This is a genomic window from Serratia sp. EC4 (assembly GCF_059652115.1).
This window is the reverse complement of sequence record NZ_JBNIDE010000001.1, coordinates 1302051-1325548: the sequence shown is the minus strand read 5'-3', so window position 1 is coordinate 1325548 and position 23498 is coordinate 1302051. Positions and strand designations below refer to the sequence as shown.

The window sequence follows — 23498 nt, the reverse complement described above, 5'->3', positions numbered from 1 at the left end:
ATCGCTCCAGTTGCAGACAGGTGATGATCATGACTCAGACCTATACGGTGGCCGATTATCTGCTCGATCGTCTGGCCCAAATCGGCATCCGTCATTTCTTCGGCGTGCCGGGGGATTACAACCTGCAATTTCTCGATCACGTCCTCGCGCATCCGCAAATCACCTGGGTAGGCTGCGCCAACGAGTTGAACGCCGCCTACGCAGCCGATGGCTATGCGCGCTGCAAACCGGCGGCCGCGCTGCTCACCACCTTTGGCGTCGGCGAGCTGAGCGCGTTGAACGGGGTGGCCGGCAGCTACGCCGAATACCTGCCGGTGATCCACGTGGTCGGCACGCCGGCGCAGCGCGCCCAGCGCGCCGGTGATTTGCTGCACCATTCGCTGGGGGATGGCGACTTCACCCACTTCGCCCGGATAGCCAAAGAGGTGACCGTCGCGCAGGCCGACCTGACCGCCGACAACGCCGCGCTGGAGATAGATCGCCTGATCGGCGCCGCCTTGCTGGAGCATCGCCCGGTTTACCTGATGTTGCCCAGCGACGTCGCGCAGGCGCCGCTGCCGAATAAACCGGCGCCGCTGATGCTGCGTCAGGCCAAACTGTCGCAGAGCGCATTGCAGGCGTTTATCGCCGCAGCGCGCGAAAAGCTGCTGTCGGCGCGGCGGGTGTCGCTGCTGGCGGACTTCCTCGCCGATCGCTTCGGCGCCGAAGCGGCGCTGGACGAGTGGCTGCAGGAGGTCGATATGCCGCACGCGACGCTGCTGCTCGGCAAGGGCGTGCTGGACGAGAACCGCGCCGGTTTCGTTGGTACCTACTGCGGCGGCGCCAGCGATCCGGCGGTGAAACAATTGATCGAAAACGCCGATGTGGTGATCAACGTCGGCGTACGCTTGACCGACACCATTACCGCCGGTTTCACGCATCATCTGCCGGTGGAAAAATGCATCGATATTCAACCGTTCGAAGCCTGGGTCGGGCGGCGGCGCTTTAGCCGCATTCCGATGCGCGAGGCGGTGCAGGCATTGCACCGCCTGAGCCTGTCGCTGGCGTCGCGTTGGCCATTGCCGCCGATCGTTCGCCCGGCGCTGCCGGAAGGCGATGGGGAACGGCTGGATCAGCACGCCTTCTGGCGGCAGATACAGGATTTCCTGCGGCCGGGGGATATCGTGCTGGCCGATCAGGGCACCGCCTGTTTCGGCGCGGCGGCGCTGACGTTGCCGCGTGGCTGCCGCCTGATCGTGCAGTCGCTCTGGGGATCGATCGGCTATACCCTGCCGGCGACGTTCGGCGTGCAGACCGCCGAACCGCAGCGCCGGGCAGTATTGCTGATCGGTGACGGCGCCGCGCAGTTAACCGTGCAGGAACTGGGATCGATGCTGCGCGACGGGCTTAAACCGGTGATCTTCGTGTTGAACAATCAGGGGTATACCGTTGAGCGCGCGATCCACGGGCCGGAGCAAAGTTATAACGACATCGCGCGCTGGAACTGGACGCAGTTGCCGACGGCGCTGGCCGGTGAGCGGCCGGTGAAGGCGTTGCGGGTCTGCGATCCGGACGGATTGCGTCAGGCGCTGCGCGAGGTCGCGGACGACGAGCGGCTGGCCTTCATCGAAGTGATGCTGCCGAAGATGGACATTCCGGAACTCCTCGATACCGTCTCTCGCGCTATTCAGGCGCGCAACGCCGCCGCTTAGGGCTGGGTGTCGCCCAGCAGGCGCTCCAGCATCCAGAACCCCGCCGGGCCCGGCGGGGTCAGTTTGGACCATACCGCATCCACCGAAATCAGTTTTGGCCAGCCGCGCGGCCGCAGCTGGGTGAGTCTGCCGTGGCCGTATTGCTGTACCAGCCAGTGCGGCAACACCGCCCAACCGAATCCTTGTTCCGCCATCTCCAGCAACAGCAGATAGCTGGGCGCCGACCAGACCAGTCCACCCTGTCTGGCCGCCTCTGCGCCGGTGTAGGTATTCAGGATCAACTGGCGGGTGCTGGACAACTGCTCCGGCGTCGGCGCGGCGACCTGGGCCAGCGGATGCTGATGGGCGACGAACAGCCCCATTTCGGTCTGCTCAGGCAGCCGGGAGAAGGCGATATCCGGCGGATAACTTTTTTGCACTTCCACCATGCCCAAATGCGCGCGGCCGCTTTGCAGCAGATCGATAACGTCGCCTTCCTCGGCGATCATCCATTCCAGCTCAATTTCCGGGTAGCGCTGTTCGAACAGCTGCATCAACCGATCGTGATGCTTGGGCTGGTAGGTATCGGAAAACACCATGCTCAGGCGCGGTTCAACCTCGCCCGCCAGCTGAATGCTCAAGGCGTCGAGCCGTTCGCTGGCCGCGAGGATAGCCTGTACGTGCCCCAGCACTTTGCGGCCGGCGGCGGTGAGCACCGGCTGGCGCGCGCTGCGATCGAACAGCGTCAATGCCAGGTCGGCCTCCAGATTGGCGATGGCGGTGCTGACGGTGGATTGGCTTTTGCGCAGTTTGCGCGCGGCGGCGGAAAATGAGCCGAGGGCGGCGGCTTCCACGAACGCCTGCAACGCTTCCGGGGAATAATGCATGATATATCTACTTTATCGATGGAACCTATTTTTAATCTACCCAAAAAAGCGATGATAATCACCAGGCTTTCGCAACAACTGTTGAAAAAAAGGTGATGTATGCAACTGCAAAACAAGTCTCTCATTGAACGTATCGTCCACGCCGTCGGTTTCGAGGCCATCGCCGTGATGGTTTGCGCCCCGCTGGGCGCGTGGCTGCTGAACCGCTCAATGGTGCAGGTCGGCGCGTTGGCGGTGATGCTGTCCACCGTCGCGATGCTGTGGAACATGGTTTACAACACGGTGTTCGACCGCCTGTGGCCGGTCAGCCGGGTGGTGCGTAACCTGAAGGTGCGTGCGCTGCACGCCGTCGGCTTTGAAGCCGGTTTTATCCTGATCGGCGTGCCGATCGCCGCCTGGATGCTGAGTATCTCCTGGGCGCAGGCGTTTATGCTGGAAATCGGTTTCTTCCTGTTCTTCCTGCCGTACACCATGGCCTATAACTGGCTGTACGACACGCTGCGCCAGCGCTGGTTCGAGGCGCGCCAGCCGATCAATTCCGGCGCCAAATAAGGCGTCGTCAGACTGACGATTCTCAGGTAAGGTCAGAGGATCGTCGGAAATGCTGAGGAACGAAGGATGAAAGTGTTGGGTCTGCTGGGCGGCATGAGCTGGGAATCCACCATTCCGTATTACCGCACCATCAACGAGCAGGTAAAGGCGCGCCTCGGCGGGCTGCATTCGGCCAAAATCGTGCTCTACAGCGTCGATTTCCAGGAGATTGAGCGCTTGCAGCACCAGGGCGATTGGGACGGCGCCGGCCGGCTGTTGGCCGAGGCCGCGGTGGCGTTGCGCGCTGCCGGCGCCGAAGCCATCGTGATCTGCACCAACACCATGCACAAGGTGGCGGAGGCGGTCGAGCAGGCCAGCGGCCTGCCGCTGATTCACATCGCCGATGCCACGGCGCTGCAGGTGCGGGAGAAAAACATTCGCCGCGTCGGGCTGCTGGGCACGCGTTTTACCATGGAGCAGACCTTCTACCGCGGCCGCCTGCAGGAATTGCACGGCATCGACGTGGTGACGCCGGTCAGCGCCGATCGTGACATCGTGCACCGCATCATCTATGACGAGCTGTGCCTCGGCAAAATTCGCGACGCCTCGCGCGACGAGTATCGCCGGATCATCAGCGATCTGGAACAGCAGGGGGCGCAGGGGATTATTTTCGGCTGCACCGAAATAGGCTTGCTGGTGAGCGAGCGGGATGCGTCGGTGCCGGTGTTCGACACCACCGCGATCCACGCCCGCGCCGCCGCGGCGTTCGCGCTGGCCTAATCGTCGTGCGGCGGTTGCCGGCGGTTTACCAGCATCAGCGGTTTGCCCGCCAGCGCCAGCCAGGCGGGCAGCATCACGATGCACAAGACCGGCAGCAGGTGCAGATCCGGCACTACCGCCACTGCCATAAACAGGCTCAGCCAGCCGTCGCGGGTCACCACCAGCACCAGCCCCATGATGGCGCAGGAGACGGTGATCGCCGCCGGCACCGCCGGAACATGCTGATGCAGCATCAGGCCCAGCGCCGCGCCGACGAACACCGCCGGGAAGATGCGCCCGCCGCGAAAACCGCAGGCGGCGGCGATCACCAGCGCCGCCAGCTTGGTCAGGGTAATGGTCAACAGCGCCGGCACCGAATAGCTGTCGTCCACCGCCAGGCGTTTCATCTCATCCAGCCCCTTGAACAGGGTAATCTCTCCGCCCAACAGCGCCAGCAGCCCCAGCACAAAGCCGCCCAGCCCTAACATCAACACCGGATTCTTCATTGAATGGAACAGGCGGTGAACGTGCGGGAAACACCACAGCGCCACCATGCCGAGCGCGATGGCGATCAGCGCCACGATGGCGCCGCTGAAGATGTCCGGCAGCCGCGTCACGTCGTAGGCGTCGAGCTGCAGGGCGAAATTGGGCACGAAGAACATCTGGGTGGTGACCGCGCCAGCGGCGGCGGCCACCAGCGGGGCGAACAGCCGATCCCACAGCGGCGTTTCGTTATTGCCGGCCAGGGTTTGCGAAAAGATCAGCGCGGCGGCGACCGGTGTGCCGAACATTGCGCCGATGGTGCCTGCCGCGGCCAGGATGATCCAGTCCATGCGCGGCACTTTCGGCAGCAGGCGCGCGCCGGCCGCCGCCGCCAGTGCGATGTTGATGGCGGTGATCGGATTCTCCGGCCCCAGACTGACGCCGCCGGCCAGGCCGACGATCAGCGCCAACCCCAACCCCGGCAGGGCGGAGAGCGGCAGCGGCATGCCGATCAGCGATTCCGTCGCCGGATCCGGCCCGGCGTGACCCGGCATATAACGCACGATCAGGCCGACCGCCACGCCGGTCAGCGTCAGCATCGCAACCGGCCACCAGGGCGACTGGGCGTCCAGGCTCAGCGCATCGGGCAGCGTCACCCACAGTAATTGCTGCAATGCGGCGGCAATTTTCATCACCAACAGCAGCACCAGACTGGAAGCGGAACCGATAATCAGCGCAGGCAAAGCAAAGGCCAACATGGCATTGGCGCGCGGATGCAGCATGAATAATCCCTTGTCGATGCCTCCCTGCGGGGCAGGGAGAGCGAGTGGTTGGGCAGTGGCCACAGCTTGCCAGACTATCGGCGCGCAGGCACGCATTGATATTGCCCGGCTGCGATGGCGGTTAACAGTCGCCGGGGGGCATTTTTTGCCGCAATTTGTTTCAAATCGCAGCATAGCGGGCAAGCTGAAACGTTTTTTGTGATCCAGATCGCTATTGAGGTGCAGATCCGAGGCGGGTGATTGTTGTTTTCGCAGCAGGATTTTACAGTGTGGGCAGCGTGTTATTTTTCATTTTGCGGAGACGAAATCAATGACCTATGCCCTCGTGGGTGATGTTGGCGGCACCAATGCCCGCCTGGCGTTGTGCACTGTTGCGACGGGTGAGATTACCCAGGCGAAAACCTATTCCGGCCTGGAGTTCGACAGCCTAGAGGCGGTGATCCGCCACTATCTGAAAGCGTGCGATATCGAGGTGCAGGACGCCTGCATCGCGATCGCCTGCCCGGTGACGGAAGACTGGGTCGCGATGACCAACCACAGCTGGGCGTTCTCGATCAAAGAAATGAAGGCCAGCCTGGGGCTGAGTCACCTGGAAGTGATCAACGATTTCACCGCCGTCTCGATGGCGATCCCGATGCTCTCGCCGGACGACGTGCTGCAGTTTGGCGGCGGCGATGCGCAGCCGGGCAAACCGATCGCGGTGTACGGCGCCGGCACCGGGCTGGGTGTTGCCCACCTGGTGCAGGTCGATCGCCGCTGGGTCAGCCTGCCGGGCGAGGGCGGCCATGTCGATTTCGCACCGAACAGCGAAGAAGAAGACATTATTCTGGAGGTGCTACGCGGTGAAGTGGGGCACGTTTCCGCCGAGCGCGTGCTGTCCGGGCCGGGCCTGGTCAACCTGTATCGCGCCATCGTCAAGGCGGACAACCGCCTGCCGGAGAAACTGGCGCCGAAGGACATTACCGAGCGGGCGCTGGTCGACAGCTGCATCGACTGCCGCCGTGCGCTGTCGCTGTTTTGCGTGATCATGGGGCGCTTCGGCGGCAACCTGGCGCTGAATCTGGGCACCTTTGGCGGCGTGTACATCGCCGGCGGCATCGTGCCGCGCTTTATGGAATTCTTCAAGGCCTCGGGCTTCCGCGCCGCCTTCGAAGACAAGGGGCGCTTCCGCGACTATGTGCGCGACATTCCGGTGTTCATGATAACCCATGGTCAACCGGGCCTGTTGGGGGCCGGCGCGCATCTGCGCCAGACGCTGGGCATGCGGCTGTAAGCCGCGCGGCAGGGCAATAAAAAAGGGGCGCAACCCGCAGGTTGCGCCCCTTGTCGTTTTCGCGGGGTATCAGGCTTTGGCCAGCTCCGCCGCCTGTGCGGTTTCTTCGCTTTCCATTTCCACCGCCTTCGGCGCTTTGATGAACAGCGTAATCAGCAAAGAAGCGGCGGACAGGACGCCAATCACCATGAAGGTGGCGTGGAAGCCGCCGAAGTATTTGGCGACGAACGAACCGGCCAGCGCGCCCAGGCCGAAGCCCTGGTAGATGATGCCGTAGTTTTTGCTGTGGTTTTTCAGGCCGAAGAAGTCGCCGACAATCGCCGGGAACACGGTGATGTTGCCGCCGAAGCAGAAGGCCACCGCGCCGACGCAGATGAAGAACAGCGTGTGGTTCAGGGTCATGAAGCTCAGGGCGACAATCGCCAGCACGGTAACCAGCATGGTGAAGCTGATGACGCGCATGCGGCCCACTTTATCGGACAGCGTACCCAGGATGATGCGGCCGGCGGTGTTGAAGATGGCGACGGCAGACACGGTGTTGGCGGCGGTAGCCAAGTCCATCCCGGCCAGCTGAACGCCCATGTCTTTCACGATGCCAATCAGGTACAGACCGCTCATGCAGGCAGCGAAGAAGATGGTGAACAGCAGGTAGGCTTCTTTGGTGGCCAGCATCTGGCGCACGCTGAAGTCGTTGCCCAGACCATTGGCGCCTTGCTGTGCGGCGTTGGCCGCCAGCACCGGCTCTTTCAGCAACAGGGAACCGACGACGATCAGGCCCATCACGATGGCACCCCAGTAGAAGAAGGCGCCGGAAACGCCGACGTCAGCGATCAGGGCGGCGTTGACGTATTTGAACAGCAGGCTGCCGCTGCCGAAGGCGCCGACCGAGATGCCGGAAATCAGGCCTTTGTTGGCGGGGAACCACTTAATCAGGTTGGACAGGGTGGAGATGTAGGCGATACCGACCGCAAAGCCCACCACCACGCCGGCCAGCAGGTAAATCATGTCAAGCGAGCTGACGTGGGCGCTGGCGATGAGACCCAGGCCGACCAGGATGCCGGAACACAGCGTCAGATTGCGGATGCCGAAGCGTTCTTGCAGCTTGCCGGCGAACAGCGTGGCGAAGGCCAGGAAGAAGCTGGTGATGGAGAAGGTGGTGGCGACGTCCGCCAGCCCCCAGTGGAACTTGTCGACCAGCGGCTGGTTGAACAGGCTCCAGGTGTAGATGGTGCCCAGACCCATCTGACAGATGATGGTGCCGAGAACGATTAAGCTGCGATTTGCCGGTTTGGTGTTCATGGCCGGTCTCCTTCCTGTGTGTGCGTTGCCGGGCGTGAGCCGTTGGCTGAAATTTGCGGGGTGAATCTGTGTTCCCGCGGTATGGGCTTATTATATGGCCGGCGCCCCCGGCGGGCGGCGGATCGGGAATGAGTTGCACGATGGAAGGAATGAAATGCATTTTATACGGCGTGAGTTGCCGTTTTTGCGCCGAAAAGCGCGTGAAATGCCGGGGGTGACACGTGATCTACATCAAAGATATCAACGATTTATTGTTAATCGCCGGTGAATGATTGTGGTGAAATTGTGAAGGATGCGTCTGCAAGGCGTAAATCGGCATTGCGCCTATAGAGCGGCGGCGAGCGCGGGACTATCTTATCTGCGATCGGACGAGGTCCGCTCTGCAGGAGTCCATGAAATGAAAAAAACGCTGTTGTTACTGGCCGCGCTGCTGGCGCTGCCGCTGGCGAGCCAGGCCGACGTGTCCATCGGCGTGAACGTGCCGGGCCTGTCGTTGCATATCGGCGATCGCGATCATCGCGGCCACTACTGGGACGGCTATCGCTGGCGCGATCCGCGTTGGTGGGCCGATCATCACCGGTATGAACGCCCGCGCGGGTACTATTACGGCCCGCCGCCACGGGTGATTTACTACGGGCCGCCGCGGCGCGACTGGCGAGATCGGCCGCATTACCGCATGCCGCCACCGCCGCCGCCCGGCTATTACTACCGTCCGGGCCCGCGCTGGTAAGCGCTTACAGGCGCATCAGCTTGCGAAACTCTTTCACCTTGCTGCGGCTGACCGGCACTTCAAACTCAAGATCGCTCAGCCGCAGAATGTAGGTATTGTTGAACCAGGGCACGATCTCGCGGATCTTGGCCAGGTTAACGCAGTAAGAGCGGTGGCAGCGGAAGAAATGTTCTTCCGGCAGCCGGCCGTAAAACTCGGTGAGGTTCATCGGCATCACGAACTCTTCCCGGCGAGTGTAGACCCGCGTCACCTTTTCATCGGCGGCGGCGTAATAGATGTCGTTGATGTCGGTAACGATGATCCGCTCGTCTTTGATCAGGTTGATGCTGTGGCTGCCGCGGCTCGGCGCGCTGGTCGGTTCCGCCGCGCCGGCGGGGCGATGATGCAGCGCCTCCAGCTTTTGCAGCATGGTGACGATGCGCGCCTCGTGATAGGGCTTGAGGATATAGTCGAACGCTTCGATCTCGAACGCTTCCACCGCGTGCTCTTTATAGGCGGTGATGAACACGATAGACGGGCGATGCGCGAATTTGCTGATGTTTTGCGCCAGTAACACGCCGTCCAGCGACGGGATGTTGATGTCGAGGAAAATGGCGTCGACCTGGTGGGTCTGCAGGTATTTGAGGACGTCGAGGCCATCCTCGAAGGTGGCGACGATATCGATATTGCTGTGTTTCTTGATCAGGTAACTGAGTTCTTCCTGCGCGAGGAATTCGTCTTCCACGATGATGGCTTTCATGAGGCCTCCCCGACCGGCGGCGCGCTCGGTTCCTGATGCAGCTTGCCGCCGTTTTTGCTGATGTAGAACGCGATTTCGGTGCCCGGCTCCAGGCGGCGGATATGCAGCCCTTCACCGTACAGCAGCGACACGCGGTGGTGTACGTTGAGCAGGCCGATATTGTGGCCCGGCATCTCGTTGCGCGCCACCCGATCGATGGTTTCCTGATTGATGCCGTGGCCGGTATCCTTCACCGATATTTTCACCCGGTCGCCCTGATCTTTCACCGCGATCACCACCACCCCTTTGCCCTTGCAGGGCTGGATGCCGTGCACGATGGCGTTCTCCACCAGCGGCTGGATCAGCAGGCTCGGAATGCGCACCGAGACGTCGTCGTCGATGTCGTAAATCACCGTCAGCTTGGCGCCGAAGCGCGCCTGTTCGATGGCGATGTAATCCTGGATCTGATGCAGCTCCTTGCGGATATCGATCAGTTCGTCGTTCAGCTCCAGGTTGTAGCGCAGGTAGCGCGACAGATTGATGATCAGCTGGCGCGCGGTGTCCGGATTCAGGCGGATGGAGGAAGAGATGGCGTTCAGCGCGTTGAACAGGAAGTGCGGGTTAATCTTGCTCTGCAGCGCGCGCATTTCGGCTTTATCCGCCATCTGGCGCAGATGCTCGATGCGCGAAACCTCCATCTGGGTGGAGATGATCTGCGACAGCCCGACCGCCATCACCTTCAGCGTGTTGGTGATCTGGTGAGCGTGGCAGTAGTAAATTTTCAGCGCGCCGGTCACTTCGCCCTTTTCCCACAACGGCACCACCAGCTGCGAATGGATCTGCGGCGCGGCCGGGTTTTCCAGGTTGTTTTTGATGATGATTTTGCCGTGGCGAATGCTTTCGCGGGTAACGCGGCTCAGCCCTTCGCGGCCGATCGGGTAGGCTTCGCGCCCCACGCCGACGTAAGCCAGCACCTGATGGGTATCGGTGATCGCCACCGCGTCGGCGCGGATGTCCTGGCGGATGATATCGCAAATGGTGGCCAGCGATTCGCTGTTGATGTTGCGAAAATAGGGCAGCGTCTTGTGGGCGATATCCAGCGCCAGCTTGGCCTGGCGCGCGGCGATCACCTCTTTTTCATCTTCGACGCTCTGCACCAGCAGCACGATCAGGCCGATGCACACCGTGCCGAGGATCATCGGCAGCGCGATCTGCGACACGATGTCGAGCCCAAGCTCGGTCGGCTTGGCCCACAGCACGATCAGCAGCATGGTGAGGGATTCGCACAGCATGCCGCCGACGATGCCGGCGCGCCAGCGCTGCTCTTTTCTCACCTTGAGGTTGATGTAGCCGGCGCTGATGCCGGCGATGATGCTGGTGATGAGGCAGGGCACCGAGGTGATGCCGCCGATGTCGATCAGATAGCGGTGCACCCCGGCGATGATGCCGGTGACGATCCCCACCCAGGGGCCGAACAGGATGCCGCCGGCCATGATGGCGATGACGCGCACGTTGACCAGCGATCCCTCAACGTTGATGCCGGAGTAGGTGCTGAACAGCGCGAACAGCGAGAAGATTGCCGTGACGATGCCGAGCTCAAGCGGCGTATGGTCTTCTTTTTGCAGCAGTTGGCGGAACAGCCGGGTGCGGGTCAGGAAAAACAGACAGATCAACATCAGCGCGGCGCGATCAAACACCGCCAACAGCATTTCAAAAAAAGGGTGCACGACGGGGTCTCGCTGCGGCCTACGGATGACGGCAGTATACCACAGCGAGAGAGGCCCGTGGCTGGGGCGGCGGTCAGCGCATGCCGAGCTGCGCTTTGCCCAGCGGCGTCAGCAGCTCGACGGTGGCGCGGCCCTCGAAATCCACTTCGAAATCGTCGGGGGCGAAGTCCGGCGGCGTTCTGCCGTCGATAAAGCTCGGCAGTTGGCGCTGCAGATAGGCGTCGTTTTTCTCACAGCCCGGCGCGGCGGCGATGTACATCACGTTGCTGTCGAACTCGCCGTTATGTTCGTTCTCCACCGCGTGGATCACGTCGCAATGCCAAAATACCGTGTCGCCCGGCTCCAGATCGGGAATAGGGGAAATCCCGCTTAATAAAAGGGGATGCCATTTTTCCGAGATCGACAGCGCGCGGCCCGGCGCCGCATCGCACAGATCGTCGTCGGCGACGTCGTCCTGCAGCGCGCGCAGCAACACATAGGCCATGGCGTTGGCGATCGGCACCAGGTTCAGCGTGCCGGCGTTGGTGCGCTGCGGCGTCAGCGCCGTCCAGCCCTGGAAGGTGCGGAACATCGAGCAGACCGCCGGGGAGGCTATTTCACGCACCTCGGTGCGGCCGTCGGCGGCAAAGGGATCGTACTGCCGCCAGTCGCCGGAGAAGACGTGGCGATACACATAGCGGAAATTCTCGTCCAGCCAGCGCTCGATGGTGCCGCTGTCGACGTGCGGTGACAGGCCCAGCGATGAGGAGTTCGGCGGGCGGCGGCGGGTGCGATCGGCGTAGGTGGCGACGCGGGTCGGATCGAAATGCTGCTTGCCGTTGCTTTCGGTGGCCCACAGGCTGTTGAGGAACACCTGCACCGCATGCATGCGCGCATCCTGCCGCGCTTCAACCTGTGGTTTTGACCAATAGATGCCGTAAATCTGCGGCTTGCTGGCGGCCAGCTTGCCGAAATAGTTGTCTTCGGCGGCGTTTTTCAACCGCTCGACGAAGTTGTTGCGCTCGAGATAGTCGCCGATTTCCCGGTTCCAGCCTTCGGCCTTGGCGCGGGGAAACACACCGCGAATGGCGCAGGCGCCGCGCTGTTTGATCAGCGCTATCTGTTGATCGCTGACGCGTTGCTGCAGGATATCTTCCGCGTCGATCTGCGGCACCGGATTATGGCCGGCGGCCAGTTCGCGGCGGATCTGGTCGACCTGGCCGCGGATGTTCTCCTCCAGCGCCAGAAAAACGTCGCGGTAGTTCGGCAATGCCTGGCGCAGCTGGCGCTTGACGTTAACGATCGTCTGCGGAATATCGTCGATGACTAAAGAGGCCATGGTGTTCTCCTGATGCCGCGTGAGTCACGGCGGCGGACGGTTGTAGGGAAACGGGCAAGACGTTATGGTTTTGTGGTTTTAACGTAAATGATTATCGGCAACCAATCGGGGAAAATAAAGAGATATCTTTCATTCGTAAGTTCCTCTTTTTCGTTTTTCGGAGATTTCATGAAGCTGGTCACTAAACGCTTGTACTTACAGTCGATAACCGCCGAGGATTGGCCGCTGTTTCTGCGCCTGTACCAAGATCCCGAGGTGATCCGTTACATCTCCGATCCGCGCAGCGAAGCGGAGATCCGCGCACGGTTCGAAGAGCGCCTGCCGGCCTGGGACAAACACGGCGAGCAGTGGTTGTGCCTGGTGATGCGTGAGAAGCGCAGCGGAGAGGCGGTGGGCATTACCGGCTTTCGCCCGCACTGGGCGCCGTATCGGCAGGCGGAGGTGGGATACGGGAGTTTGCCTGCCGGCCAGGGCAAGGGCTATGGCAAGGAGTCGCTACGGGCAGTGCTGGATTTTGCGGTGAACGCCTGCGGTTTTCACAAGCTGACCGCCACCGTGACCGCGGGCAACCTCGCCTCGCGCGGCCTGCTGGAGTCGTGCGGTTTTCAGCTGGAGGGCACGCTGCGCGACAACTACCGTCTGGCGGAGCAGTGGTGCGACGACTGGCTGTTCGGGCTGCTGGCGGCGGAGTTTCAGGGCGGCAAATAAAAATATCGCGCCGGGTATCGACAAGCTCGTCGGCGCTGCGCTATGTTCGATATTCGGTCAGTTCGCTGGCCAGCGTCGCTCGGACGGTCCGGGCGCTAACGTCTATCGAGGAATCCCCTATGGCTGATAACAGTCCACAGCGCCGTTTTACGCGCATTGAACGTCTTCCCCCTTACGTATTCAACATCACCGCCGAACTGAAGATGGCCGCACGCCGTCGCGGCGAGGATATTATCGATTTCAGCATGGGGAACCCCGACGGCCCGACGCCGCCGCACATCGTGGAAAAACTGTGCGCCGTCGCCCAGCGCGACGACACCCACGGTTATTCCACCTCGCGCGGCATTCCGCGCCTGCGCCGCGCCATTTCGCGCTGGTATGCCGATCGTTATCAGGTGGATATCGATCCGGAAAGCGAAGCCATCGTCACCATCGGTTCGAAAGAGGGGCTGGCGCACCTGATGCTGGCTACCCTCGATCACGGCGATACCGTGCTGGTGCCGAATCCCAGCTACCCGATCCACATTTACGGCGCGGTGATCGCCGGCGCCCAGGTGCGTTCGGTGCCGCTGGTGGACGGCGTGGATTTCTTCGGTGAGCTGGAGCGCGCCATTCGGGAAACCATTCCGCGCCCGAAAATGATGATCCTCGGCTTCCCGTCCAACCCGACCGCGCAGTGCGTGGAGCTGGATTTCTTCGAGCGGGTGGTGGCGCTGGCCAAACAGTACAACGTGCTGGTGATCCACGATCTGGCCTATGCCGATATCGTCTATGACGGCTGGAAAGCGCCGTCGATCATGCAGGTGCCGGGGGCGAAAGACATTGCGGTGGAATTCTTCACCCTGTCGAAAAGCTACAACATGGCCGGCTGGCGCATTGGTTTCATGGTCGGCAACCCTGAGCTGGTCAGTGCGCTGGCGCGCATCAAGAGTTATCACGACTACGGCACCTTTACGCCGCTGCAGGTGGCGGCCATCGCCGCGCTGGAGGGCGATCAGCAGTGCGTGCGCGATATCGCCGAGCAGTATCGGCAGCGCCGCAACGTGTTGGTGAAGGGGCTGCACGAGGCGGGCTGGATGGTGGAAAACCCGAAGGCGTCGATGTACGTGTGGGCGAAAATTCCCGAGCCTTATGCCCACCTCGGCTCGCTGGAGTTTGCCAAACGCTTGCTGGCGGAAGCCAAGGTCTGCGTCTCGCCGGGCATCGGCTTCGGCGACTACGGCGATACCCACGTGCGTTTCGCGCTGATCGAGAATCAGGACCGTATCCGCCAGGCGGTGCGCGGCATCAAGGCGATGTTCCGCGCGGACGGGCTGCTGAAGCCGGGCAAAGCCGGCGGCGCCAAATAATCCTGTCAGGCCGGGCGTTCGCCCGGCCTTATTTTTTACCGTCCCAAGGTTTTCTTCATTATTTCCCCATTATGCTCGACTACGCTGAATTTTATTTTTTGGATAGAGTGTATGAGCAACCGCTACGCGCGATCGCAAATCGTTTTACATTGGCTGACGTTGCTGATGGTGATCCTCACCTATTCGGCGATGTTGCTGAAGGATTCGGTGCCGGAGGCGTGGGCGCCGCTGGTCAAAAATCTGCACTTTAACTTTGGGGTATCGGTTTTTGCCCTGATGCTGATTCGGTTGGCCATGCGCGCTTTCCACGCTGCGCCGCCGACCACGCCGCCGCTGGAGGAATGGCAGGAAGTGGGTGCCAAGATCTTCCATTGGCTGCTGTACGTGGTCTTCCTGATGTTGCCGCTGCTGGGCGTGTTAACCCTGGCCTACGGCGGGAAATCGTGGACTTTACTGGGGTGGCCGGTCCCGCAATGGGTGACGCCGGATCCGGTGATGCGCAGGCTGGTCAAAACGGTGCATGAGACGCTGGCAAACGTTGGCTACTTTATCATTGGCGCGCATGCGCTGGCGGCGCTGTATCACCACTACCTGCGCAAGGACGACACCCTGCGCCGCATGATGCCGGGCAAATGATCGCTCGCCGAAACGACAAAGGGACGCTTGCGCGTCCCTTTGGCTGTGTTCCTGGTCTGGCTGCTGTCAGGCAACCATCAACATGAAGGTGCCAACCCAGGCAACCAGCATGAATGACACGCCCATCAAAAAATATTTCACTGAACAACTCCTGTCTGGAGTCCTCGCCAGCAATGATCCCGATTGTTGTGCTGAGTATTTTATGGGCAACCTGCTTGTCGGGCGGATTCTTCCAAGCGAAAGAACAACGTCCTCGAGCGCGGGCTGTCCGGTTGTCGCGCCTCATGCTCCGTGAGGTAAAATCCGAACCGCGACAGGATCGGCGCTAATGTACTCTCAATACTGGTCTGATTTCAATACTGTGTTTTTGATCACAATTTTCGGCTGTTTTTTGAACAGGGCGCGCTGTTTTATAACGCTTTTTATGGGCGGGCGACAGTAACTAGCCCGCCGTGGCGGGCTGTAAAATAGGGGATGAAGCAATGCAGCGGCGGGCGCTCAGGCGACGGCGTTGATGCCGGTCGCCAAAATGACCCAAAAAACGAGACAAGACAGCAGAATAACGGCCCAAATATGACGGCGACTCCACTCCATTTTTAGCCTTCGTTGTTGCGACAAGTGATTAGGTAGCCATCATATCGGCGCAAAACGGGGAAAATTTAGCCCCCTTGGATAATATTTCGCTTACATATCGCTAACTTATTGACAAACTTCGCTTATTGTCACGCGCACTTCGTAGCCCAGCAGATACAACGCCTGCTCCAACGCTTCAATCTTCGAGGCGTAGCCGATATCCAGCAACCGCTCCATTTGCCCGCCGTTGAATCCCAGCTTGCGCGCCAGCGCCGCTTTGCCGGTGTTTTTGCGCAGCATCGCGTTGTGCAGTTCGATCTTCAGCGTCACCAGCGCCGGCAGATGTACCCTCAAGTCATCGGTTTGCAGAGGAGAAGGGGCGGGCAGGGGCAGCCCTTCATCCATCGCGGCGGCGATGGCGGCCAGCAGGCTTTCCTGCGCTTCCAGCTCAATGTCTTCGCGTTTATAGCAGGCAGATTGCCACTCGGGGAAGTCGTGGAAACCGATCTGCCAGGCATCGCTGTCGCTATCGAAGGTGTAATGGGCGGGGTAGTGGCTGTACATGGCAATCCCTGATTGAAACCAGAATGAGGCGCTATTGTGACGGCATGTCCGGGAGATAGCCAGCATGAATGTATACGTGGGGAATTTAAATTGAACTGAATAATTATTAGCAGGCAAATTTAATTTTCGTGTTAACAATAGTCTTATTATTTTTCCAAGAAGGCAGATTATTTAATTGGGTGTTTGGATTAATATTCCTGTTGGCCGGTGATAATGAGAATTAAAATCAAATATCACACTGGTTTTTATATAATTTCACACGAAAGAGTGAAAATAAGAATATTGGTCATAAATAAATCTCATCTTATTGATTTGTATTGTTTTAATTTTTATTATTTCACTTATTGTTAATTGTGAAATTCCAGTTTCAGGCAGATATCACCTGGCTGCGGTATTCATTGTCGGATTTATAAAATACTCTTTTTAGGCAAAGGCGCATTCGATTCTATTTAAGCGTGCGCCAGACAGAAATATTCATTACTCCATGCTTATTACCCGACGGCTCTAGCCGACTTTTCGGGTGCCTGCTCGCATTTCTACTTTGCCAGGACAGCAGCTCACGGATTAAAGGAATACCTCGTGCCTAAAGTTAACTCGCGTTCATTACGTTTTACCGAACGCCACGCTACCAAATATGCGGCGTCATTGCTGTTTATCGGTTTATCCCTGCCGGCCACCGCGCTGGCGGATGAACGCTATGACGCGCTGATCCGTCAGGCCAGATCGGGCGATACTGCGCCGGTACTGGCGTATTTATCGCAGCGGCGCGCCCAGGAGGGGTTGAGCCTGCAGCAGCGAGCCGATTATATCCAGGTGGCCGGGTGGGCCGGCCACGATGAAGAGGTCGTCGCGCTTTGGCGTGCCGGCGGCGCCGCGCTGCAGCGGGATAGCGCCAGTCTGGCGACGGCGGCCCGCGCCTATCGCAACCTGAAGCAGTGGCAACCATCGCTGCGACTGTGGCGTACGGCGTTGCAGCTCGCTCCCGCCGACGGCGGCTTACAGCGTGGCTATGTGATGACGCTGGCTGATGCCGGGCAGGATGCGCAGGCGCAAACGGAGGCGTCCAACGCGGAGAAACTGCTGGAGCCGGCGACGTGGTATCTGACGCGCGCCTATGTGGACCAGGCCGCCGGCCGCAGCTGGGCGGCGCTGGAAAACGCCACTCATGCCCGCGCGCTGGCGCCGTCCGACACCGGTATTCAGGCTTATTACGTGACGCTGCTGGCGGCGAATCGGGTCGCGGATCCGGCGCTGCGTGAAAGCCAGGGGCTGGCATTGCCGCCCGCGCAGCAGCGGCGCTTGCAGGCGGATGAAGCCGCCGAGCTGGTGCGGCTGTCGTTTATCGATGCTCGCGGCGAACAAGAACGTTTCGTCATCGCCGACCGCGCGCTGGCGCGCTATGACCAACTGCTGGCGCAGTGGCGGCCGCTGCCGGAGGCGCAGGACAGCTACCAACAGGCGCGCGTCGATCGCCTGGGCGCGCTGTTGGCGCGTTATCGAATGGCCGAAGTGGTGAGCGAATATCAAACCTTGCAGGCGGAAGGGCGCACGGTGCCGGATTATGCCCAGCGCTGGGCGGCGTCCGCCTACCTCTATCTGCAGCAGCCGGACAAGGCGCAGGCCATTTTCGGCCGCCTGAACGCCGCCGCGCCGCAGGCGGTGACAGCCGAAGACGAAACCGATCTGTTTTACGCGCAGGCGGAGAACGAACGCATCGATCAGGCGGCGTTGCTGGCGCAGCGCGTCAGCCAGCGCTATCCCTACGCGACCCGCCTGTACCAACTGCCGACGCAGGCCTACAACGATGACTGGCTGGTCGGCCAATCGCTGCTGGCGCAGTCGCGGGTTTATCAACGCGATCTGGCCGAGGCCGAACGGCAGTTGACCCATCTGGCGCGAACGGCGCCGGGCAATCAGGGTTTGCGCATCTCCTTGGCCAGCGTTTATTTGGCGCGCGGCTGGCCGCGTCGCGCCGAGGAGGAGTTGAAGCAGGTGGAAGGGCTGGAGCCGCGCAGCCTGCCGTTGGAGATCCAGCAGGGCTATGTCGCGCAGGCGTTGCAGGAGTGGCGCCAACTGGATTTGCTGGCCGACGACGTCATCCAGCGCGCGCCGGAAAGCGTCGCCGCTCAGCAGCTTGAACGTTCGCGCCGCATTCACCATATGTCTGAACTGCGCATCAGCGGCAATCAGGGCATTGATTCCGACGGGCCGGTCAGCGGCAGCCACGATTTCGGCATTCACGCCGCGCTCTATTCACCGCCGATCGACGACAACTGGCGGTTGTTCACCGGCTGGGGATTCAACACCGGCCAATTCGACGAGGGCAAGGGCATCAACCGCGATCTCAGCGCCGGCGCCGAGTGGCGCTCGCGCGATCTGTGGCTGGAGGCCGAGGTGGCCAACCGCAACTACGGCCACGGCAATGAGCTCGGCCTGCGCCTCTCATCCTGGTATGACCTGAATGATCAATGGCGCTTCGGCGGTTCGGTGGCGCGCCTGTCGGCCGAGACGCCGCTGCGCGCGTTGACCAACGGCATCAGCGCCAACGGCGGCAACCTGTGGCTGCGTTGGCAGCAGAACGAAAGCCGCGAGCTGCGCGCCAGCGTGGCGCCTTCGCACTTCTCGGACGGCAACAACCGGCTGGAGTACGGCCTGGAAGGGCGGCAACGGCTGCTCGCCGGCGCCCGCTATCGGCTGGACATGAACCTGACGCTGTCCGGCAGCCGCAACAGCCAGGAGAACGTGCCGTATTACAACCCGAAGCGCGACTTCACGCTGCTGCCGTCGTTAACGCTCGATCACACCCTGTACCGCCATTATCAGACCGAGTGGAGTCAGCAGTTCCAGGCCGGCGCCGGCAGCTATTGGCAGCGGGACTATGCGCGCAAGCCGATCACCCAGCTGGGTTACGGCCAGCGCGTCAGCTGGAACGGAGTGTTGGACGCCGGCGCGATGCTGCAGTTTGATAAGCATCCGTACGACGGCAAACGCGAGCGGAACATCGGCGTGACATTTGATCTGAATTATCGTTTTTAAAGGAATCATCATGCTTATTCGATCTTCACTTCTCGTGTTGGCCGCCTTGCTGACCACCGCCTGCAGTCAGGCTGACGTGCCGCGCTTCACGCCGCCGGCGGAGCGCCCCGTGGGGCCGATGGAACGGCCGTGGCCGGCCAACCGTTACGCGGTGCTGGCGTATCACGACGTAGAAGACGGCGCGGCGGACCAGCGCTACATGTCGGTGCGCACCAGCGCGCTCAACGAACAGTTCGCCTGGCTGAAACAAAACGGCTACCAGCCGGTGTCGGTCGAGCAGATCCTGCAGGCGCAAAACGGCGGCCCGGCGTTGCCGAACAAGGCGGTGCTGCTGACCTTCGACGACGGCTACCGCAGCTTCTACAGCCGGGTATTCCCGCTGCTGAAGGCCTACAACTGGCCGGCGGTGCTGGCGCCGGTCGGCGTTTGGCTGGATGCGCCGGCCGGCAAGCCGGTCGATTTCGGCGGCCTGATGACGCCGCGCGATCGCTTCCTCACCTGGCAGCAGGTGCGGGAAGTGTCGGACTCCGGGCTGGTGGAGATTGGCGCGCATACCTACGCTTCGCATTACGGCGGAATCGCCAACCCGCAGGGCAATACCGAACCGGCGGTCGCCAATCGGCTATACGACGCCAAACAGGGCCGCTACGAAAGCGAGACGGAATACCGCCAACGCATCGAGAAGGACGTGGCGTTGATCACCCGGCGCATCACCGCCGCCACCGGTAAGGCGCCGCGCGTGTGGGTCTGGCCGTACGGTGCGGCCGGGGGCGTGGCGCTGGACATCGCGCGCAAGCACGGTTACCGCATGGCGCTGACGCTGGAGAACGGGCTGGGAGACGTCAACGCGCCTGAGAACGTGCCGCGCATGCTGGTGGCCGGCAACCCGTCGCTGACGAGCTTCGCCCAGCAACTGACGCAGATACAGAACCGACAGATCATGCGGGTGGCGCACGTCGATCTCGACTACCTCTACGATCCCGATCCGCAGCAGCAGGCCAAAAACCTCGACAAGCTGATCCAGCGCATCTACGACCTGCGCATCAATACCGTTTTCCTGCAGGCGTTCGCCGATCCAAAAGGCGACGGCAACGTGCGCGAGCTCTATTTCCCCAACCGCTGGCTGCCGATGAAGGCCGACCTGTTCAACCGAGTCTCCTGGCAGCTCTCTTCGCGCACCGGCGTGGCCGTGTATGCCTGGATGCCGGTGTTGGCGTTCGAGCTGGGGCCTGACGTGCCGCGCGTGCAGCGCCTCGATCCGCAAAGCGGGCAGCTGTCGGTAGACGACAAGCAGTATCGTCGCCTGTCGCCGTTCAGCCCGGTGGCGCGTCAGCGCATCGGTGAGATCTACGAGGATCTGGCGGCCCACGCCACCTTCAAAGGGATCCTGTTCCACGACGATGCCCTGCTGTCGGACTTCGAAGATGCCGGCCCCGACGCCGTTGCGGCCTACCGGCAGGCCGGCTTCGCCGGTTCGGTGGCGGCGATACGCCAGGATCCGCAGGCGATGGCGCGCTGGACGCGCTTCAAGAGCCGGGCGCTGATCGACTTTACCCAGTCGCTGACCGAGCGGGTGCGGGCGATCCGCGGCCCGCAGGTGCAAAACGCGCGCAACATCTATGCGATGCCGGTGCTCGATCCCGCCAGTGAAGCCTGGTTCGGCCAGAATCTGGCGGATTTCCTGCAGGCCTACGACTGGGTGGCGCCGATGGCGATGCCGCTGATGGAAAACGTGCCGCGCGCCGACAGCGGCCGCTGGCTGGATCAACTGGTGGGCAAAGTGGCCGCTTACCCCGGCGCGCTCGATAAAACGGTGTTTGAGTTGCAGGCTGTCGACTGGCGCAAGGAGCGCCGGGTCAGCCTGGATGACGGTCAACTGCTGGCCGAATGGATGCGTCGCCTGCAGCGCAATGGCGCTCAGAGCTTTGGTTATTACCCCGACAACTTCCTCGACGATCGGCCTAAGCTGGATGCCGTTCGCCCGGTGTTGTCCTCAGCCTGGTTCCCACTGCCATGACCGATCGTTTAATTGCCTTATTTATCCTGTGTCTGGTGTTGAGCGTGCCTTTCGGCATCGTCCTGCTGTTTACCGGCGAAATGCTGCTCAACTTCGTGTTCTTCTGGCCGTTGTTCATGTCCGGCATCTGGATCGCCGGCGGCATCTATTTCTGGCTGCATCGCGAGCGGCATTGGCGCTGGAGCCCGGACATGCCCGCGCCGGCGCTGCCGGGCAACCCGTCGATCAGCGTGCTGATCCCCTGTTTCAACGAAGGGTTGAACGCGCGTGAAACCATTTCGGCGGCGATGGCGCAGCGCTATGACAATATCGAAGTGATCGCCATCAACGACGGCTCCAGCGATGACACCGCCGAGGTGTTGGACCAGTTGACGCTGGAGTTCCCCCGGCTGCGAGTGATCCATCTGGCGCAAAATCAGGGCAAGGCGATCGCGCTGCAGGCGGGCGCAGCGGCGGCGCGCAGCGAGTATCTGGTGTGCATCGACGGCGATGCGCTGCTGGATCGCGATGCGGCAGCCTATTTGGTGGCGCCGCTGTTGGCCAATCCGCATGTCGGCGCGGTGACCGGCAACCCGCGCATCCGCACGCGCTCCACGCTGATCGGCCGCATCCAGGTCGGTGAGTTTTCGTCGATCATCGGCCTTATCAAGCGCACGCAGCGCGTTTATGGCCGCCTGTTCACCATTTCCGGCGTGGTCGCGGCGTTTCGTAAGCAAGCGCTCACCGATGTCGGTTACTGGAGTCAGGACATGATCACCGAAGACATCGACATCAGCTGGAAGCTGCAGCTGAAGCACTGGGCTATCTTCTTCGAACCGCGAGCGCTGTGCTGGATCCTGATGCCGGAGACCTTGCGCGGGCTATGGAAGCAGCGCCTGCGCTGGGCGCAGGGCGGCGCCGAGGTGTTTTTAAAGAATTTGCGCAACCTGTGGGCCTGGGAGCACCGGCATATGTGGCTGCTGTTCGCCGAGTATTGCCTCTCCACGCTGTGGGCGTTCACTTACCTGGTCAGCGTGCTGATTTTTCTGGTCGGACTGGCGGTGCCGCTGCCGGAGGGCATCCGCATTCACTCGCTGCTGACGCCGGCGTTTACCGGCCTGGTGCTGGGCGTGGTGTGCTTGCTGCAGTTCACCGTCAGTCTGCTGCTGGAGAAGCGTTATGAGAAGGGCTTCGGCCGCTCGCTGTTCTGGATCATCTGGTATCCGCTGGTGTATTGGCTGCTCAGCTTGCTGACCACGCTGGTGGCGTTTTCCAAAGTGATGTTGAAAGCTCGGCGCGGGCGTGCGCGCTGGATAAGCCCCGACCGGGGCATTGGGAGGATCAAAGAATGACGGACGTCCTGATTTATTCCGAGCGCGGCCTGCTGCCGCGTATGGTTGACAGCCTGCTGACGCTTTTCGCCTGGTGCGGTTTCCTTTATCTGTTCAGTCGCGGCCTGATGTCGGTAATGGATCAGCACGGGGTGGGCTCCGCTCTGTCGCTGCTGGAAGTGATCTCGCTGTATATCATTGTGGCGTTGTTCAATGCCGTCACTCTGATCGCCTGGGCCAAATACAACCAGTATTTCTCCCGTCGCAGGGCGGCCGACCGCTGGCGGAAACAGCAACAGAACACCCACATCGGCTATATCACGCCGGAGTTGACCCGGCAATTGCGGCGTTTGCCGATCGCCGTGGTGTCCCACAACAGCGGCGGCGGCATCAGCCAGGTTAGCGGCAGGCTGACGGCGGCCGAACCGGCAGCGAACAAGGTGGTGCAGCTGCGTTAATCGTCAGCGTTGCCGTCCGGCTTGCGGCGCAGCTCGTCGGGCGGCAACAGCAGGGCGCAGATCATGACGGCCAGACTGAACAGCGGCAGCCAGCGCGCCACCGGACCGGGGGCGTAGTTGTTGAGCACCGAGCAAACGTAGCATGTTACGGCCAACATCCAGCCGGGCAGGCCGATATCGTTGAGCCGAAACGCGGTTTTGGCCATAAACCACGCCACCAGGCCAAAACAAAACAGCGCCCACACCATGATGCACAGCAGATACAGCAGCACCGAGACGAATTCCTCGGTGTCGCCGTGCGCATGGGCGCGAAAATGGTTTTTATCCAGATAGGTCGACAGAAACGACAACAGCACGATGCCAACGGCGAAGATCGCCAGCGAGAAAACAAAGGGTTTGCGCGAGATGCGCCCGCGGTAAAGGTCTTTGGCGAGTTGTCCGAGAGATTCCATCACAGTCCGTTGTCGTAATCATTGACCGCCCGGCGGCGGCCGGATGGCAAGCAGCCGGGCATTTTAACGGGGCAAACGGGGGCGTCAAGGTGATAACTTTTCTCATTTAGTCGCGGTTGAGATTCCACGCGGCCGCACCGGGCGTCCTTTCACCGTGCAAAACGTCACAATTTGGCACGTTTGGCTACCTGGCGCGGTAATTGGCGGCATAATCCTGT

General features: G+C 61.3%; 21 protein-coding genes. 12 read left to right on the top strand and 9 right to left on the bottom strand.

Going from position 1 to position 23498, the window contains the following annotated elements; genetic code table 11:
* Window positions 1–29 precede the first annotated feature (29 nt).
* On the top strand, window positions 30–1691 hold the full coding sequence (locus tag ACP39K_RS06220; protein ID WP_060444738.1) for an alpha-keto acid decarboxylase family protein: 1662 nt from the start codon (window positions 30–32) through the stop codon (window positions 1689–1691).
* Here ACP39K_RS06220 and ACP39K_RS06215 read toward each other — a convergent pair.
* Window positions 1688–2557, bottom strand: a complete 870-nt coding sequence (locus tag ACP39K_RS06215) for a LysR family transcriptional regulator (RefSeq protein ID WP_033639718.1) — start codon at window positions 2555–2557, stop codon at window positions 1688–1690. The two genes, ACP39K_RS06220 and ACP39K_RS06215, sit on opposite strands and share 4 nt — an antisense overlap.
* 99 nt (window positions 2558–2656) lie before the next feature.
* Between ACP39K_RS06215 and ACP39K_RS06210 the strand changes: the two genes are divergently transcribed.
* Window positions 2657–3109: a multidrug/biocide efflux PACE transporter gene (locus ACP39K_RS06210; protein ID WP_016926809.1), complete on the top strand. Its 453-nt coding sequence runs from the start codon at window positions 2657–2659 to the stop codon at window positions 3107–3109.
* A gap of 66 nt (window positions 3110–3175) precedes the next feature.
* Window positions 3176–3868 (top strand): aspartate/glutamate racemase family protein, encoded by a 693-nt coding sequence (locus ACP39K_RS06205; protein ID WP_016926810.1) that lies wholly within the window; start codon window positions 3176–3178, stop codon window positions 3866–3868.
* Here ACP39K_RS06205 and ACP39K_RS06200 read toward each other — a convergent pair.
* On the bottom strand, window positions 3865–5112 hold the full coding sequence (locus tag ACP39K_RS06200) for an ion channel protein (protein ID WP_049190183.1): 1248 nt from the start codon (window positions 5110–5112) through the stop codon (window positions 3865–3867). The genes ACP39K_RS06205 and ACP39K_RS06200 overlap by 4 nt on opposite strands.
* 310 nt (window positions 5113–5422) lie before the next feature.
* Between ACP39K_RS06200 and glk the strand changes: the two genes are divergently transcribed.
* A complete protein-coding gene (glk, locus tag ACP39K_RS06195; protein WP_497008363.1) occupies window positions 5423–6385 on the top strand; it encodes a glucokinase in 963 nt (320 codons plus the stop codon).
* Window positions 6386–6454: 69 nt separating this feature from the next.
* On the opposite strand, the gene ACP39K_RS06190 is transcribed toward glk, so the two are convergent.
* Window positions 6455–7684, bottom strand: a complete 1230-nt coding sequence (locus tag ACP39K_RS06190; RefSeq protein ID WP_016926813.1) for an L-lactate MFS transporter — start codon at window positions 7682–7684, stop codon at window positions 6455–6457.
* Window positions 7685–8081: 397 nt separating this feature from the next.
* Here ACP39K_RS06190 and ACP39K_RS06185 point away from each other — a divergent pair, with 397 nt between their 5' ends.
* Window positions 8082–8414: a DUF2502 domain-containing protein gene (locus tag ACP39K_RS06185; RefSeq protein ID WP_016926814.1), complete on the top strand. Its 333-nt coding sequence runs from the start codon at window positions 8082–8084 to the stop codon at window positions 8412–8414.
* A gap of 4 nt (window positions 8415–8418) precedes the next feature.
* On the opposite strand, the gene ACP39K_RS06180 is transcribed toward ACP39K_RS06185, so the two are convergent.
* From ACP39K_RS06180 to ACP39K_RS06170, 3 genes are all read right to left on the bottom strand, one after another.
* Complete coding sequence (locus ACP39K_RS06180; RefSeq protein ID WP_004936341.1) at window positions 8419–9153, bottom strand: LytR/AlgR family response regulator transcription factor; 735 nt, start codon at window positions 9151–9153, stop codon at window positions 8419–8421.
* A complete protein-coding gene (locus tag ACP39K_RS06175) occupies window positions 9150–10841 on the bottom strand; it encodes a sensor histidine kinase (protein ID WP_033632451.1) in 1692 nt (563 codons plus the stop codon). Before ACP39K_RS06175 ends, ACP39K_RS06180 begins: the two co-directional genes overlap by 4 nt.
* A gap of 91 nt (window positions 10842–10932) precedes the next feature.
* Window positions 10933–12177 carry a DUF1479 domain-containing protein gene (locus tag ACP39K_RS06170; RefSeq protein ID WP_016926816.1) on the bottom strand — a complete coding sequence of 415 codons (1245 nt, stop codon included), beginning with the start codon at window positions 12175–12177 and terminating at the stop codon, window positions 10933–10935.
* Window positions 12178–12345: 168 nt separating this feature from the next.
* On the opposite strand from ACP39K_RS06170, the gene ACP39K_RS06165 reads away from it, so the two are divergent.
* The 3 genes from ACP39K_RS06165 to ACP39K_RS06155 all read left to right on the top strand — a co-directional run bounded on the left by ACP39K_RS06165 (window position 12346) and on the right by ACP39K_RS06155 (window position 14870).
* Window positions 12346–12885, top strand: coding sequence for a GNAT family N-acetyltransferase (locus tag ACP39K_RS06165; RefSeq protein ID WP_497008362.1), 540 nt, complete (start codon window positions 12346–12348; stop codon window positions 12883–12885).
* A 119-nt stretch (window positions 12886–13004) separates the two neighbouring features.
* Window positions 13005–14234, top strand: coding sequence for an alanine transaminase (gene alaC / locus ACP39K_RS06160; RefSeq protein ID WP_033639724.1), 1230 nt, complete (start codon window positions 13005–13007; stop codon window positions 14232–14234).
* A gap of 111 nt (window positions 14235–14345) precedes the next feature.
* The gene (locus ACP39K_RS06155; RefSeq protein WP_049191575.1) at window positions 14346–14870 is read left to right on the top strand and encodes a cytochrome b; all 525 of its coding nucleotides are present in this window, start codon (window positions 14346–14348) and stop codon (window positions 14868–14870) included.
* Between the two features lie 66 nt (window positions 14871–14936).
* Here ACP39K_RS06155 and ypdK read toward each other — a convergent pair whose 3' ends face one another.
* Window positions 14937–15011: a membrane protein YpdK gene (ypdK, locus tag ACP39K_RS06150; protein ID WP_099782600.1), complete on the bottom strand. Its 75-nt coding sequence runs from the start codon at window positions 15009–15011 to the stop codon at window positions 14937–14939.
* A gap of 558 nt (window positions 15012–15569) precedes the next feature.
* On the bottom strand, window positions 15570–16007 hold the full coding sequence (locus tag ACP39K_RS06145; protein ID WP_048796672.1) for a type II toxin-antitoxin system HicB family antitoxin: 438 nt from the start codon (window positions 16005–16007) through the stop codon (window positions 15570–15572).
* Window positions 16008–16586: 579 nt separating this feature from the next.
* Here ACP39K_RS06145 and pgaA point away from each other — a divergent pair.
* The 4 genes from pgaA to pgaD are packed head-to-tail and all read left to right on the top strand — an operon-like array spanning window position 16587 to window position 22828.
* Window positions 16587–19043, top strand: coding sequence for a poly-beta-1,6 N-acetyl-D-glucosamine export porin PgaA (pgaA, locus tag ACP39K_RS06140; protein WP_497008361.1), 2457 nt, complete (start codon window positions 16587–16589; stop codon window positions 19041–19043).
* Between the two features lie 10 nt (window positions 19044–19053).
* Entirely contained in the window at window positions 19054–21060 is a 2007-nt protein-coding gene (pgaB, locus tag ACP39K_RS06135) for a poly-beta-1,6-N-acetyl-D-glucosamine N-deacetylase PgaB (RefSeq protein ID WP_049191576.1), read from the top strand.
* Window positions 21057–22391, top strand: coding sequence for a poly-beta-1,6-N-acetyl-D-glucosamine synthase (pgaC, locus tag ACP39K_RS06130; protein ID WP_016926823.1), 1335 nt, complete (start codon window positions 21057–21059; stop codon window positions 22389–22391). Before pgaB ends, pgaC begins: the two co-directional genes overlap by 4 nt.
* Window positions 22388–22828 carry a poly-beta-1,6-N-acetyl-D-glucosamine biosynthesis protein PgaD gene (gene pgaD / locus ACP39K_RS06125; RefSeq protein WP_016926824.1) on the top strand — a complete coding sequence of 147 codons (441 nt, stop codon included), beginning with the start codon at window positions 22388–22390 and terminating at the stop codon, window positions 22826–22828. Before pgaC ends, pgaD begins: the two co-directional genes overlap by 4 nt.
* Here pgaD and ACP39K_RS06120 read toward each other — a convergent pair.
* The gene (locus ACP39K_RS06120; RefSeq protein ID WP_412088300.1) at window positions 22825–23280 is read right to left on the bottom strand and encodes a DUF805 domain-containing protein; all 456 of its coding nucleotides are present in this window, start codon (window positions 23278–23280) and stop codon (window positions 22825–22827) included. The two genes, pgaD and ACP39K_RS06120, sit on opposite strands and share 4 nt — an antisense overlap.
* Window positions 23281–23498: the final 218 nt, after the last annotated feature.